Genomic DNA, 14,581 nt, shown 5'->3' on the forward strand with positions numbered 1-14,581 from the left:
TCGAGTCCTGTTCTCGCTACTAATACCCCTTTACATATACGTGAAGGGGTTTTTTATTGGTTTTGCGCCAAGTTTGCGCCAAACTTTAGGAATTGTCGCCAGCACAGCTTTTCTAACTCTCTTTGAATATTACAATAAGCAAGGAATGGATAAAAGCCAAAATAAAAAGTTTCCTTATAAGCCTGCCAAATTTGTTGATGGGAAAAGACCTTATGTGGAGTTTTGGGTGTGGGATAACGAAAAAAAGAAGTTAGTCAGAAAGAGAACCTACAAAGATGCTAATGAAGAATTAGCAGAAGAAATAAACCGTGATTTAAAGGAGTTCAATATTTATGTTCCTTCAAATAACGAGAAGCTGATAAAAGAAAAAGAGCGTAGGAAGCTAATAGAAACCTCTGTAAACGCATTACAACTTGCATTTGATAATGCTAAACCTAGACTTCGTAAAAGGACTGTAAGTAGCTATAAAAGCCATTTAAAATACTTTTTTGAGTTTCTCAATGAAAACTACCCAGACCTTGCCATTCGTAGCTTACATACATCACACGTTACCGAGTTCCTAAATACTTTACAGCAAAAGAAAGGAATAGGTAATAAAACTAGAAACTCATACGGCACTACTATATCTGCCTTACTATCAGATTTAAAAATCTTAGGCTATGTAGATGAGAATGTGATGGAAAAATTTAAGAAAGCTAAGGTACACAAATCAAAGGCTCATCAATTTTACAACGCCCAACAAAGAAGAAAAATCAAAGAAGTTGTAAGTGAGGAAAATCCTAATTTATGGTTAGTGTGCCAGATTCTCTTTTACACCTTTGTCAGACCACAAGAAATACGTTTTTTGAAAGTAGGCTATGTAGAAACTGATACAAATAAATTATTTATTCCTGCCGAAATATCAAAGAATAAGAAAAATGAGAGAATAGATATTCCTACACCTTTGATGCAAGCTCTCTCAAGAAGTGGTTTTCTATCTTATCATGCAGACCATTATTTGTTCGGAATAGATGGTGTCCCTTCAAAAAGACCTACTAAAGAAGGTCAGTTTACTAAGGAATACAAAGTCATCAAGGATAGATTAAAATTTCCAAAAGGATACACTTTATACAGTTGGAAACATACTGGAGTAGTAGCTGCCTATAAAAATGGAATTGATGTACTTGAAATTAGCCAACAATGTAGGCATCACAGTTTAGACCAAACAAGAACTTATATGCGTGGATTAGGTGTATATAGCTCTGAAAATATCAAAAATAACTTTCCAGAGATTTAACTTTCTTACAAAAATGACTTTAAAGAAGTACATCAGCATTTTCAGCTAGGTAACCCTATTGTACATACCTTTATAGAATATTTATGAACCCACACGACAATCAGAACAAAAGAATGAACCTAAGCTATCTACATACACCGAATCAAACTATAATTGATCCACCTATTGAAACAACAGTTCAAGAACTTCCTTTAGAAAAGTTAGCTTGGGAGGATTTTGAAAAACTTTGTTTAGCTGTTGTACAAATAGATTTTTCTATAAATGATTGTGAAATTTATGGTACAAAGGGGCAAGCACAAGAAGGAATAGACATTTTTGCAAGACAAGCAAATGGAAAATATAGTGCTTACCAATGTAAAAGGTATCAAAAATTTGATTTGAGCAATATAAATAACGCTGTACAATATTTTAAAAAGAAAAGTTTTTACAGTAAGAGTGAAAGCCTCTACTTATGCACTTCTTGCGAATGGAATAAAACGCAAGTCCAAGACAGATTTGAAGAACTAAAAACTGAACTCGAAAAAGAAAACTTAACTTTAATAAAGTGGGACAAGATTCAACTGTCTAGGCTTCTTAAAACTAAACCTCAAATTGTTTTTGACTTTTTTGGTTTAGAATGGGTAAAAAAATTTAACGGAGAACTCGCTTTACAAAAACTTTCAAAGTCAAAAAAGTTTGATGCAGGAGAAATTGCCAAATTTAGAAAGGAATTGTATGAATTTTACTCAACCATTTTTAATATTCAAGACCCTGGAATTCCAATCAAAGAATTAAATAGTCCATATAATTTACAAGATAGATTTATCGTTCCAGATATTCTTACAAATATCAAGGAAGAAGGCTTTGAATCCTACAAAGAAAACCCATTATTAACAACAAATCACGAGCAGTACTATCATTATGATTATTTTCAGTCAGAAAATGAAGTTAGACGAAGACATTGGGATATTCATAATGATGTAGAAGATAGCAGTATTGATGTCAGAGTAAAAATAGATGACGTATTAGCAAATAACAATAGAAATATAGTAATCGGTGACCCTGGAGCAGGAAAAAGTACCTTACTTAGATACATATCCTTAGATATTTTGAGTTCAAATCCTGAATTAGAAAATATTTCGCAGAAGTATGGACAAGCCTTACCTGTTTGGTTACCTTTTGCATTTATCACAAAACACCTTAGCCAAAATGATTCTTTAGGTATTCTTGAAATACTCAATCTTTGGTTTAAAAGTTTTGGTAAAAACCACTTGTTCAATATTACAAAAGAAGCATTAGAGGATGAAAGATTATTTTTGGTTATTGATGGAATTGATGAGTGGAGTAGTATTTCGTCTGCCCACCAAGCAATAATGCGTATAGAAACAATTAGAGAATTATATAATTGTAAAATCCTCTATTCTAGCAGACCTTATGGTTTTAGAATGTTGAAAGAGAACTTTACAAATTTGAATATTTTAAATCTTGCAGGTTTCTCTAAAATACAACAGAGGGATTTTATTGAAAAGTGGTACACCAAATGGACTTCTTTGCAAGATGATACTCAAGATAAGGACTATTCAAGAACTTTAACTGATAATTTTGTAAAAGAACTGGAACAAGCAGGAGATTTGAAAAAGTTAGCAGAAACACCATTGCTGTTAAGCATTTTAATAGTTCAAAAAATGCAAGATTCAGTATTACCTAAAAATAAACTAGAAGCACTTAAAGAAATAACTCAATACTTAATTAAAAAGCACCCTACAAAACGTTTAACTGGTGCTGGAATCGTACAAGAAAAAACAAATGATATAGATTTTAAGGATATTTTCTGTGAACTTGCGATTTTTATTCAGAGAGAAAGTAATGATGGTGTAATTTTAAAAAGTGAAGCACAAAAAACAATTGAAAAATATCTTATTGAGTATGCAGGGTATGATAAAGCAAAATCAAAGGTACGTAGTGAAGAGTTAATAGAAGTTGGTGCAAACAACTTTGGAATTATCATTGAGAAATCAAATGATGAGATTTCCTTTGGACATAAACAATTTCAAGAGTTCCTAGCTGCACAATATTTATATGATTCAGATGAAGATGATGTGAAAGGCTTCATAACGCAACATGCTGCTAACCCTACCTTCCATCAAGTAATCGTAAATCTATTTGGTTTGATGCAAGTGAAGCAAAGAAAAAAATATACGACTTATTTTGAAGCATTGAAAAGAGCAGTTTGTGAAAATTACCAAAAAGACTACCTAAAGCTAATTTCATACGAAGTTGTAATTGACTTAGATAATGCTCCAAATGAAATTGTTAATAGTTCATTTAGTTCCATTATTTCTGATTTTGAATATGAAACAGACCCACTATATAAAGAAGCTCTGTTAAGACGACTTCTCAATGCACTTCAAAATGGAAAATTGAAAGAAAAAGCACAGAAATTTTTATTACAATATTTTCCAAATCAAAATAAATATGCAGATACACGTATTTACGCACTAAGAAAGGTTGAACGGTTGAGTGATTTACAATTAGATTTCCTTAAAAAAGGGTTTATAAATGGCAAAATGCAGTTAAGATATGACGCTTCTTACACATTCCAAAGACACATAAAAGACAATCGTGTTTTTAGCTTTTTAAAAGATATTATTTTAAACTGTTCAAACCCTGATATTTTAGCATTTGCAATTAATGGCATAATCTCAGACGACATTGAAGAACAAGAAAGAGATAAACTGTTAAACTCTATTGATATTAAAGTCTCAATAGTTCAACTCTACCTTTATAAGCATAAGATTTTTTCAAAAAAGCACTCTCAAGAGGACTTACAGTCAATATTACAAGTTATAAATCAAATACCTTATCAATTAGGCAAAGAAGCTATTAAACTATTAATAGATGGGTTTAATGACAATAATTTTCTAAAAGAGGTACTATTGGACTCTGTCCGTAGAAACAGTTCTTATAGAGAAAATCAAATCTCAATTGATAGGGGTATTGCCTGGAACGTGCTTTTTCACTCATTCAATAAAGACTTAGATGTAATTAACACTCTTAAATCTGAATTTGAGAATTATGAATACTCTTTTTCTTTTGATGAATACGAAATGTTTCAACATCTAGATTATTACTTCAATGATAATGAAATACTAATTCCTGTTGTTGAAAAATGGTTGAACAAGGATTTCCCAAAGTACAATTATATAAGTCCTGAAGCTGCATTTGCAAGTATTTTTGTTCATACTGAAAACATAAAAAAAAGACTTCTTCAAAAACTGCCCAAGATAAGAACTGCTCCTCATTGGAATGTTAAAGCACTTTTAGATGGGTGGAAAGGAGATAAAAAAATAATAGAAAAACTTAAAAAGTACTTTAGAACTATTGATAAAAATACAGCCTCATATTCTGCTCACTTAATTTATAGAGTTTTTGATAGTAGTGAAAAAGAAGAAGCTATTAAATTGCTTGAAGAAATTTTATTTGATAAACAAGTAATTCACAGAGAAAGAGCTATTGACTCACTTATTAGAATTGATAAAAGGTATTTTGAAACAAACATCTTGGAAAAACTTATTGATGAATTTGATTCTTTGTCTAAAGATATTTGGAATCAATACTACTATGCTCTTGATGTGGTTATAGAGCATTTTCACTCAAATGAAACCGTGAGAAGATATATTTTGGAAAGAATAGAAAACGATAATAGTCTGTATGTTATATCTCTTCAATATTTCCCTGAACTGATTTCAAATGAAGATAAATTGTTAAAGCAGTCAATTCCTTTATCAGTAGAGTTTAGGTTGTTGATTATAGAATCCTTTACCGACTTATCAATATTACCAAAAGAAGTTGAAAGAGTTCTAAGTGAATTCGGAGCAGAGAAAGAAGAAGAAGTTATGGCTGACATGGCAGTTTGCTTATTCAATCATATCAAAAAAAGTAACGTAAATAAGATTATAGATTTAAGTAAACCATTAGTTTTTGCAAGAGGCTTTGACTACAAAATTAAAAGAAGCATTGCATTTTCAGGATATTTAATTTCTGAAAAATTAGGCGATTATTTTGACGTAGAGGATATTGAAAGTAACAGTAAAAATAAATCAAGACACCTCGACATTTTCAATTACTACACATATAGAGCATCTTCAAGTCGTATAATGATTAAGTCTTTAATTGACAATTTTGATTATCTCGTTTCAAGCACCGATAAAGATTTGAATGTAATAATAGAAAATCTAAAATTAAAGAAAGATGCTGAGTATGTTTGGGGATTCTTTGCAAGATATTCTACAAGGTCATCACCTACATACAGCTATATAATGGATTTTATTTCTAATAATGCAGCTACAATTAGAAATAATTCTATAATTAGCTTTCTAAATAGAACAAACCCTAAAAGTCCAATTTTGAAAGAAATTTTATTGCGTTTTATTAATGATTCTGATAAACGAAATAGAATTCTTGCAGGTAGATTACTAGGAATAAACTTTAAAAATGACAATCAGGTTTATGAAGAAGTTAAGAAGGTTAGAGATTCTTGGGATTCAGGGCGAATAATAGCATTATGTAATGGGTGGTCAGATGAGCCTATACTTAAAAAAATGTTCGATGAATTAGTTGAAAGTCAAATATCTGTAGATGTAGATAATTATGTTGGTTTTAATCTCAAATTTCTATTCCGAGATGTTGATAATTTAATAGACTTCTTAAAGAATATTTCTGTTAATGCTGGTGATATTAAAGAGTATCATAAATTCTTTTTTATTCCAATGATTGAAAGACTAAGACGAGATAAAAACTTTGGACTAGCCATTAAAGAACTTTTGCTATCTAGTACCTCAATAAACGAGAGAATCTCTTATTATAATTTACTTTCCCAAGCAAATATGATTGATGAGGATATTACTTCTTGGAAGAACAAAATAACAGACTTTAAAAATGATTTTGGTTACGACATTGTATCAAATAAAACAGTTCGCCTAAAGGATATATTACACGATTACTACTATTAAAAATAGCATCAATAAAAATAGTATAAGGAAATGTTCCTAAAAGGCTATAAAAAAAGCTAAGTACAGAATACTTAGCTTTTTTGATGGGAATACAAATACTTGACTTAATAATAATATTGATTGTTTTGGCTACTATCAAAAATTCCTAGAGAGTTCTGTTCTATTCTTTTCTCTATTTTGGACTTTAATTTAGAGTATTTTCCCCATAGCTGAACTCTGACGATAGTTTCGTATTCTCCCTGCTCCTGCTCTTCATCATCATCGTCATAATCATCGTCCTCTAGTTCTTCATCGTACTCGTATTCAATCAACTCCTTACTGATTACAAATTTGTAATCACTATCATCTTCTAGTTCCTCTGGAGTAAATGTTTCCATTTTGATTTTTGCTTTTCGCAAATACATCAATACTTCTTTCAAGAAGTTAGAAAAACCAAATTGTTCTTCTTCTCCAGTAAATTTGGACACTTCAAACACAAGTTTATCTACAACCTCTTTTCCTTCAGTAAAAGCTCTAATTGCTGCTTTAAGGTCTTCAATACCGAAGTCTTTGCTATCTAAAAGCATCTGTAAATTAATATCAAAGATACCTTTGTATTTGTGTTCTTTAAATTTTAGCTCATTTTCTAAATCAATTCCAGCCTGTATAGCTGCGTTCTCCTTATCAATTTCTTCTTGAGAACGCTTTTTATAGGTTCTATTTCGTTCAGAAAATGTGTCTTTTGGTATACTGGACACACTTTCGGACGGTTTTTCGGACGTCCAATTTTCTTTTTTGGACACGCTATCTGACTGTCTGGACACGTTTTCGGACAACGAACTAAAGATATTATTATCTTGGTTTGATTTGATAATACTGTGTGCTTTGCTCTTAGAAATACCTAGCTTTGCAGCTATTTTTCTAGTAGATAAACCTTGCTCACTAAGGGATAATACTTGCTCTTTTTCATTCATAATAGAATTGTTTTTAAGTGGTAAAAAATAAGTGAAATACTCTAAACAAGTCTTATAAAAAGAATTTTATAAGGTGTTAATTTTACTTGCTATATGAGTAGGTAAAACCGAAGTTTTGAGTTGTGGAAAATGGGTTTTGTGGTGGTTGTTGCACCTGTGGCTCTTGACTAGGAAAGACTTTGGTAAACTCGTCTTTCACTCTCCAGTTATCTAAAATTCTAGCATACACTCTTTCAGTCTGATTAATATTTGTGTGTCCTAAAACACGGCTGACGACTTCAAGGCTAATTCCACTATTTAGCAAAAATGCGCCACACGAAATACGTCCTAAATGAGAGTGTAAGTGCTTATCAATTCTTGCTCGGTAGGCACAAATACGGATATATTCGTTGTATCTGTGATTTACAGAAGGATTTAATTTGAACTTTAATTTTTGAAGCAATTTTTCAGCTTTGGGAAGTAGTGGTATTTGTTGTAATACGTCTGTCTTTCCTCGTTTTTGTAAAATCCATTTCCAGTTATCAGTCTCCTTATAATGTTCATTCGCATCAAATCCTATCAATTCGTTAAAGGAAAGACTTGTATAACATTGTATAAGGAATAAATCTCTAGCTAATTCCAAATGAGTTTCTTTATTTGAAAATTTCAAATTTTCTAAGGATTCTATCTCATTTGGTGTCAAATAAACATATTCTTTTTTGTCTCTTTCTGCATAAAACAGCCTATAATTATTGAGGGGATTTGTTTTAATTTTTTCCATAGCAAAACCCAAATTAAAAGCTGCTTTTACTTTACTCAATGACTTTCTAATAAACTCTTCTTTACAATGCTCACGCATTTTGCTTGCTAGTTCTTCTAGGTGTTTTGGTCTGAATGTGTGAGCGTAAAATGGTGTACTGACTGAATTGCAATAAGGAGCTAACCAAACTCTACGAAATGATTTATAAGACTTTATAGTACCATCACTCCAATTCTCACTTGACTTCCTATCTGTTAGGTCATCATATAAACCTAATACTGTGATATGCTCTTGATTATTATTGTAAATATCTGCTATCTCTTGAATAGATACGATAGCATCTTTATAAGCATTAAAGAGGTCAGTAAGGTCTGCTCTGATGTTGTTCAAAGCATCATTTATAGGTTTAGCATTTTCTCCAGTAACATAGCTCTTTCTCCAAAACTTAGCATCTACACGTACACCAGTAGAATATTTTTTAGAGCGTTGTCCGTTATAGGAAAGATACCAATAAATTACGCTTAGTCTATTTGAGTTATTTAGGTCTCTTCTGAGATAAAAAACAACGTTCATAAAGCGATTTTTCTTAACTTTGCTGTACATACATAAATTAATTTGAGGTTTAAGAATTGAATTAATTGTGTGTTGGGTAGGAGGTCTGAACTCCTACCCTTTTTTTGTCTTATGATTTTTTGCCTTTTTTGAAGTTTTTGCCTGTGCGCTGTTTCCAGTTGGTAATACGACATTGCTCACTACAAAATTTCTGATTGTGAATTTTATACACGTATGCTGTTCCACAATGCTTACAAACTCTCGTTCCTTGCTCTACGACTGGTGTTGATGGTATTTGGTCTTGCTGTTTTTGTGGAGTATTGGTCTGAAAACCTATTGGATTCCGATAGTGCGCTGTGGGTTGTGCAACGCCTGTAACGGCATTCGTATTGACGGCAAACGTCTTTACAGCATCAATAGCACTCGTTACTACGTCTGATGTTTTCTGCAATACCAGTTCTTTTTCTAGTAAACAGTTACTCAAATAGTAGTAGTAGAACCAGTATGCCAGTACGTTCATTGCTTCAAAAATGGCAAACAAAATAGCTGCTACGATGGCTGTTTTTGTTCCTTCATCTGTCGTTTTTTCTGCTGTTCCTTCATACTTTTCAGAAGTTTTTGACAATGATTTTTCCTTTTCGAAAAGTATTTTTTCTAGGGACTGATTTGCCTTTTCTAAATCTTGTCTAGCTGTATTGGCTCTCCAACCAGTCTTGTATTTTTCTAGTGTTGCTGATGAGCTTTCCAATGATTTTTGAACGATAGCTATACGTGTGTTGAAGGCATTTTTTAGGCTATCTGTTTCACTTTGTAGGGCATCACTATTTTGAGTAATTTTGTCAGTTGTAGCTGCATAAAAAACGGCTTCCTTTGCACTATATACACTCACAACAAAGGAAAATAGAGTAGTTGCAAGGAAAACAGAAAGGAACAGTTTATTAACACTATCTTTTCTTGCAATAGTTGAAAAAACGGAATGACTTGTATTTGATTTAGCTAGTTCTATCAGAACCAGTAAAATCGTTCCTATGATACCAATGGCTGCTCGTTGAAACCAGCTTTCAATAGGATAGACAAACAAGGCTAGTCCACAGAAAGCTATCAGACACGATAGAAAATGGTAGAGATTGGAGAACCACTTACTAGCCAAATACAACGGTTTTGCCTGTTGTGCATACGGCTTAGGTTCTAACTTTTCGGTTGCAAAATCGTAAATAGCAGTATTACGTATTTTAGACACGGTTTTTGATGTTCCTTTACGAATGATTTTAAAGAAATTCATAGTTAATTAATTTGAGGTTTAAGAATTGATTTAATTATGAAGTTTGGTAGGAGGCTCTAACTCCTACCATTTTTTTTGTCTATATTTTTAGTGAGAAATTCATTGATTTTGAACTACTTTTCTAGCATTTCTAATGGTTCGTTCTATATAGTTATCCCTACGTTGTTGGGCTTTTTCGCTTGTTCTTAGTAGTTCGTTTCTGATGTACTCATCTGATTTTTTTTGACGGATTAGCATACAGCAAGTATTGAAGTCTTCCCTACTTCTATCATATCCTTGTTTATTTGTTTTTTTTAGCACACAACCCCTAGAGGTAGAATGAGTAGTGTTTAAGTCATATTCTTTGGCAAAGCCTAGAGAAATACTAGAAAATCTCTTTTTGAATTTGTGTAGAAATACAGTAGGAAATACACCATTTGTTTTATGCTTTTCTTTTTGATTTGTGAAGGACGGTAAACGTCCCAAATGGTCGGGTTCTGCGCTTCCTTTATCTGCGTCATGGTCTTTTGCTAGTTTCCTGCAAATTTGTAAAGCCTGTTCTCTACTTTGTGGAGTAAATGATGTTTGTAGCCAAACTTGGAAATTACTTTTACTTGTTTCTACTAAAGCACAAGGTTGCAACTTTGCAAGCTCTGACAGACTTTCTCGGCTCACATCATCAAGTAAAACAACACTATATGTTTTAGGTCTTATGTAGATATTATAACCTTGAACATTCTTTGCTGCATAGAACTTCAAACTTTTGTTTATCTGTTCTCTATTGTGTACGAATCTTAATTGAGGTTGTGATTTATCAAAATGTATTAATGCTATTACGAATAATTCGCATTCAAAAGCATTGAGGAAGTTATTTATTACTGTATAGTTCATTCTACCTTTTGGGGTTGTGTGCTTAAAAAATATAAGAGTTGTCTTTTAGTGTACTTTTTTATTTCAAAAGCCTTTATTTATGACTTGATTACACTAAGGATTACCTATATGTTAAAATACTTGAAAAAACACTAAAAAATCATTAAAAATAAGCAGTTAAGTTACTGTAAATCAATTAGTTAAAAACGAAAATTTAAAAAAAGTGTGCTGGGGAGTTAAAAAAAAACGTTCCATTGTTCCAAAACACCTATTTTTAGAGGTTAAAACATTGAAAATCAATAATTTACACTTGGAACAAAACTTGGAACAAACTTGGAACAAAATTGCCTTTTTTAAAAACGTTCCAAAATCCTTTCATTTGACTTTTTAGCACTTTCAGTTTTGTTCCACATTTGTTCCATACTTTGTTCCATAAATTTTTTATAAAAAAGTAGCTTATAAGTAGTTTAAAGATAGATTTTTGAAAATCTTGGAACGTTTGGAACGTTTGGAACGTTTTTTTTGCGACGAAGTGTGTTTTTGCATTTTTTAACTTGTAATAAATAACGAAAAAAGTAACCATAATTAAAATAAGTCTTTAGTGAAATTTTTAGTATTAAGTTCAGTAGAATCAATGAAAGGATTATCAGAATTACTATTAACTATCTTGCTTTCAGAAACTTCGCTTTTCAAAGTTTTTATGTTTTTATCTTCTAATCCTAGCACTTCTCTAGTAAATTTGTAGCATCTACCTTTCTTTTTTAGAGGTTCGCCTTCGGTTGTTTCGTTGTAGAAGTCATACCACTTCGGCTCACTAGCCACTAAGTCGTACTCGTTTTTTAATTCTTTCTTTAGATAGGCTTTTTCTACTTTTAAACCTTCCTCTTTCATTATTTCGGTTAGCTCCTTCATAGGATATTCTACATACTCCAAATTATGAAGCTCCAAAATTTCCTCAATGTAGTTTCTTAGTGCCTTATGAACTTTAGGTATGTTTGCATCCATCACACGCTGGAGAGCTTCTGTGTAGATTTGTTTTTCAGTAAACCACATACGAGTTTTGCGAGGACTTTTTATACCTCTATCTTTTAGGAAATAGAGAAAAGCAGGAATTTCACTTGTTAGAGTAGCTAACATATCTACATTTTCTATTACACCTCTGCTTATAAAAGTTGGAATTTTACGAACCCAAAAACGGATTTCTTTTGCATCAATAGGCATAAAAGTTTCCTCAAAATTGGAACAGAGTATGAATTTGCCAAAAAACTTGCCTTCTGTTTTGTCTTTTCCTTTGGCTTCTGTCTTGTGGCTCTTAGCAGTAGAAAGGCTTTTGATGCGTTCATAGACTGCCTTTTTCTCTATAAGTGTTTCCTCTACTGCAATGACTAATTTTGATGTCCAATCACTATTAAAACGTCCTTCAAAATCATTATTATCATTTACAGTAGCATTTGAACCAAACAACTCGTTGAGCCAAAAAATAAAGGTACTTTTGCCAGTTTTTCGTTCATTGCTCACAAGTGAGAGAATCGGTAATATTTGCATAGGTTCTAAATATAGAATTGCCAAATAGTCCAAGCCTAGCTCATATTGTTCTCCAAAAATATGTTTGACGAAATCTAATGTAACTGGGCAAGCTCCTTCTTGTGGTTCAAATTTCAGTTTGTGGTATTGGTTGTAAAAACCGTTGATACTCTGTTGGTAATTGGTATGAGAAGGAAAGGTAATAAAGCCTGTATATTTCGGAATATCATAGAGATACTTCTTGTTGTAATCGTCTATGATGGTTTGTTTTTCCCAATAGAGTAATACACTCTCATAGATATATTTTCCTTTTTCAACTGGATGCTTTCCTGTTGGCATTTCTGCCATACGATAGTATTTTGTACCTACCCTCAAATACATTTGTTTTTCCTGTTTTTTAGGTATTTTAGGTACTTTTTGGACGTTTTGGACAGTTTTTTTACTGTTGTCCGTTAATGCTTTTTGTTTGTCCGTTTGGACAGTCTTTTCTGTTGTTTTGCTCTGTTTAACAGACTGCTTTGAGGTTTGTTTTTGTGCCGATTTTTGCATATATTTACTCTGTTGTATTTTACATATTTGTTCTGTGTGGAATATGATTTTGTCAGATTTATTATTGCTTTTGCGTTGGGTAGCATATAATTATAAGTTTGGCTGGGTTTTGAAAACCGTATGATTGAGTAAGTCATACGGTTTTTTTGTGTCCACATTAAGCTGCTGATGGAGCTATGCTTGTGTCTGTGATGGCTCTTGGTTTAGGAGTTTCAATTCCTGTATCAAGAATAAATAAGGCTTTAGCTTCTTCTACAAAGAAATTTTGCTTTGCATCTAGCCATAAACACATATTTCTGTAATACTCCTTTTCTTTGCCTGTACACACTAAAAAAGCTCCGTAGGCTTGTGCTAGAGTTTCTTTTAGTTCTTGGAAAACTTGCAGATTTTTAAGGGCATTTTTCATAGTAAATTGATTTATACAGTTGATAAAAACACCTTTCAATCAGTTATTAAAGCTAGTGAGCCTAACAAGAAAAACCATAAAGTAAAGTCCACTCTTGCAAAATCTGACCAGTCAAAAGGATTTAATTGTGTGGTCTGTATGGCATAAATCACATACAGAAAGAAGAAGAGAATCAATAGTCTTCTAATTTTTTTCATTTGGAGGTAAGGTTTAAAAGCTGCCTATGGTCTGAACACAGACAGCTTAGGTACATAATTAATTTGAGGTTAATTTGAGGTTTACTGATTTGTTTCGTCAGCGAGATGCTACTAGGATTTAGAAAGCCCTAAACGTTCTATATAATTGGCTTCTTCTTCTGACAATTCTTTATTTTTTGGTAGCAATTTTTTAGTAAAATCGTGTAGTTCCCAAATATGTACGTTGAAGTAATCTGCTAATCGCTTCATTTCTAAAATGGTAAGATTTTTTTCGTTGCGTACTAATTGCCAAAAACGTCTTTTTCCTATTCCTATAAATCTGTAAAAATCGTGAGAACATTTAAAAGGTCTCTGTACTTGCCTTTCGTGTTCTGATATAATCTTTTCTAAGTTATTTTTGAGTGTATCCATATTATAAATATCTGATTTATGGTTCAAATATATTCATTTTTTGGTTAAAAACAAATTTATCTCAATAAAAATTCACTTTTTAAGCATAAAAAATTCACTTTATGGTTTTTTTAACCGTATTGCATACCTTATTTTTGTTATAAAAAACGGATAATGAAGTTACCAGTAGAATACTCAGACAAAGAGCCTCATATAAAAATAGCTTATCTAAGAAAGTTAAAAGGTCTATCTCAAGTTGAGATTGCTGAACTTTTAGAGATGAGTCAAAATGCCTATGGACGCATAGAGAGAGGAGAAACTAAACTAACAGTAGATAGGATAAAACAAATAGCTAAGGTACTGAATGTCAAATATTACGACCTTCTATCTGGTGCATCTACTCATATAGATAGTGAAGGAAGTGAGCAAATAGAATTACTGAAGGAGGAACTAAGATTGGCAAATCTCAAGCGATTGCAAGACCTCAAAGAAATGTCTAAGAAAAAAACTACGGAGTATATGGAAGAGAAAAAACTGCTAAAGGAGATGATTAAAGAGAAGGAAAAAGTTATTTCTCTATTAGAAGATAAGGTCAAAATGTTGGAGGAACAGCTAAAAAATAGCTCAAAAAGCTAGTAATTCCGTTAGTCTTTCTAAAAAATATCTAACAAAAAAAATTATTCTCATAGTGTACTCATCGCCAAGAAATAGCCAAAAATGGCTCAAAAACAATGATTTTGAGAGTGCGCCAAAGGTGCGCCAACATAAAAAATGCCCCTATACGCTTGTTTTGGGGGTTTTTAAAGATTTGGAGGTTATCCTGTTCTCGCTACTAATACCCCTTTACATATACGTGAAGGGGTTTTTTTATGG

Annotated in this window: 11 protein-coding genes; 4 read left to right on the forward strand and 7 right to left on the reverse strand. The window is 32.1% G+C overall.

Features of this window, described 5'->3' with window-relative positions:
• On the forward strand, nucleotides 1-1,276 hold a 1,276-nt coding region (locus QZ659_RS18650; RefSeq protein WP_291728247.1), incomplete at its 5' end, for a tyrosine-type recombinase/integrase.
• 83 nt (nucleotides 1,277-1,359) lie between these two features.
• Entirely contained in the window at nucleotides 1,360-6,267 is a 4,908-nt protein-coding gene (locus tag QZ659_RS18655; protein ID WP_291728249.1) for an NACHT domain-containing protein, read from the forward strand.
• 104 nt (nucleotides 6,268-6,371) lie between these two features.
• Here the strand turns inward: QZ659_RS18655 and QZ659_RS18660 are convergent, their stop codons facing one another.
• The 7 genes from QZ659_RS18660 to QZ659_RS18690 all read right to left on the reverse strand — a co-directional run bounded on the left by QZ659_RS18660 (nucleotide 6,372) and on the right by QZ659_RS18690 (nucleotide 13,756).
• Nucleotides 6,372-7,220, reverse strand: coding sequence for a helix-turn-helix domain-containing protein (locus QZ659_RS18660; protein ID WP_291728252.1), 849 nt, complete (start codon nucleotides 7,218-7,220; stop codon nucleotides 6,372-6,374).
• 82 nt (nucleotides 7,221-7,302) lie between these two features.
• Nucleotides 7,303-8,562 (reverse strand): site-specific integrase, encoded by a 1,260-nt coding sequence (locus QZ659_RS18665; protein ID WP_291728253.1) that lies wholly within the window; start codon nucleotides 8,560-8,562, stop codon nucleotides 7,303-7,305.
• 79 nt (nucleotides 8,563-8,641) lie between these two features.
• On the reverse strand, nucleotides 8,642-9,793 hold the full coding sequence (locus tag QZ659_RS18670; protein ID WP_291728255.1) for a hypothetical protein: 1,152 nt from the start codon (nucleotides 9,791-9,793) through the stop codon (nucleotides 8,642-8,644).
• A gap of 99 nt (nucleotides 9,794-9,892) precedes the next feature.
• Nucleotides 9,893-10,663, reverse strand: coding sequence for a DNA-primase RepB domain-containing protein (locus tag QZ659_RS18675; protein WP_291728257.1), 771 nt, complete (start codon nucleotides 10,661-10,663; stop codon nucleotides 9,893-9,895).
• Between the two features lie 564 nt (nucleotides 10,664-11,227).
• The gene (locus QZ659_RS18680; RefSeq protein WP_291728260.1) at nucleotides 11,228-12,715 is read right to left on the reverse strand and encodes a primase-helicase family protein; all 1,488 of its coding nucleotides are present in this window, start codon (nucleotides 12,713-12,715) and stop codon (nucleotides 11,228-11,230) included.
• A gap of 157 nt (nucleotides 12,716-12,872) precedes the next feature.
• Complete coding sequence (locus tag QZ659_RS18685) at nucleotides 12,873-13,121, reverse strand: hypothetical protein (protein ID WP_291728263.1); 249 nt, start codon at nucleotides 13,119-13,121, stop codon at nucleotides 12,873-12,875.
• Nucleotides 13,122-13,429: 308 nt separating this feature from the next.
• A complete protein-coding gene (locus QZ659_RS18690) occupies nucleotides 13,430-13,756 on the reverse strand; it encodes a hypothetical protein (protein WP_291728265.1) in 327 nt (108 codons plus the stop codon).
• Nucleotides 13,757-13,882: 126 nt separating this feature from the next.
• Here QZ659_RS18690 and QZ659_RS18695 point away from each other — a divergent pair, with 126 nt between their 5' ends.
• Together QZ659_RS18695 and QZ659_RS18700 are read left to right on the forward strand one after the other, a co-directional pair.
• Complete coding sequence (locus QZ659_RS18695) at nucleotides 13,883-14,344, forward strand: helix-turn-helix domain-containing protein (protein WP_291728267.1); 462 nt, start codon at nucleotides 13,883-13,885, stop codon at nucleotides 14,342-14,344.
• Between the two features lie 52 nt (nucleotides 14,345-14,396).
• The coding region (locus QZ659_RS18700) for a hypothetical protein (protein WP_291728269.1) at nucleotides 14,397-14,581 on the forward strand (185 nt) is incomplete at its 3' end.

The organism is Bernardetia sp., from assembly GCF_020630935.1.
Classification (GTDB): domain Bacteria; phylum Bacteroidota; class Bacteroidia; order Cytophagales; family Bernardetiaceae; genus Bernardetia.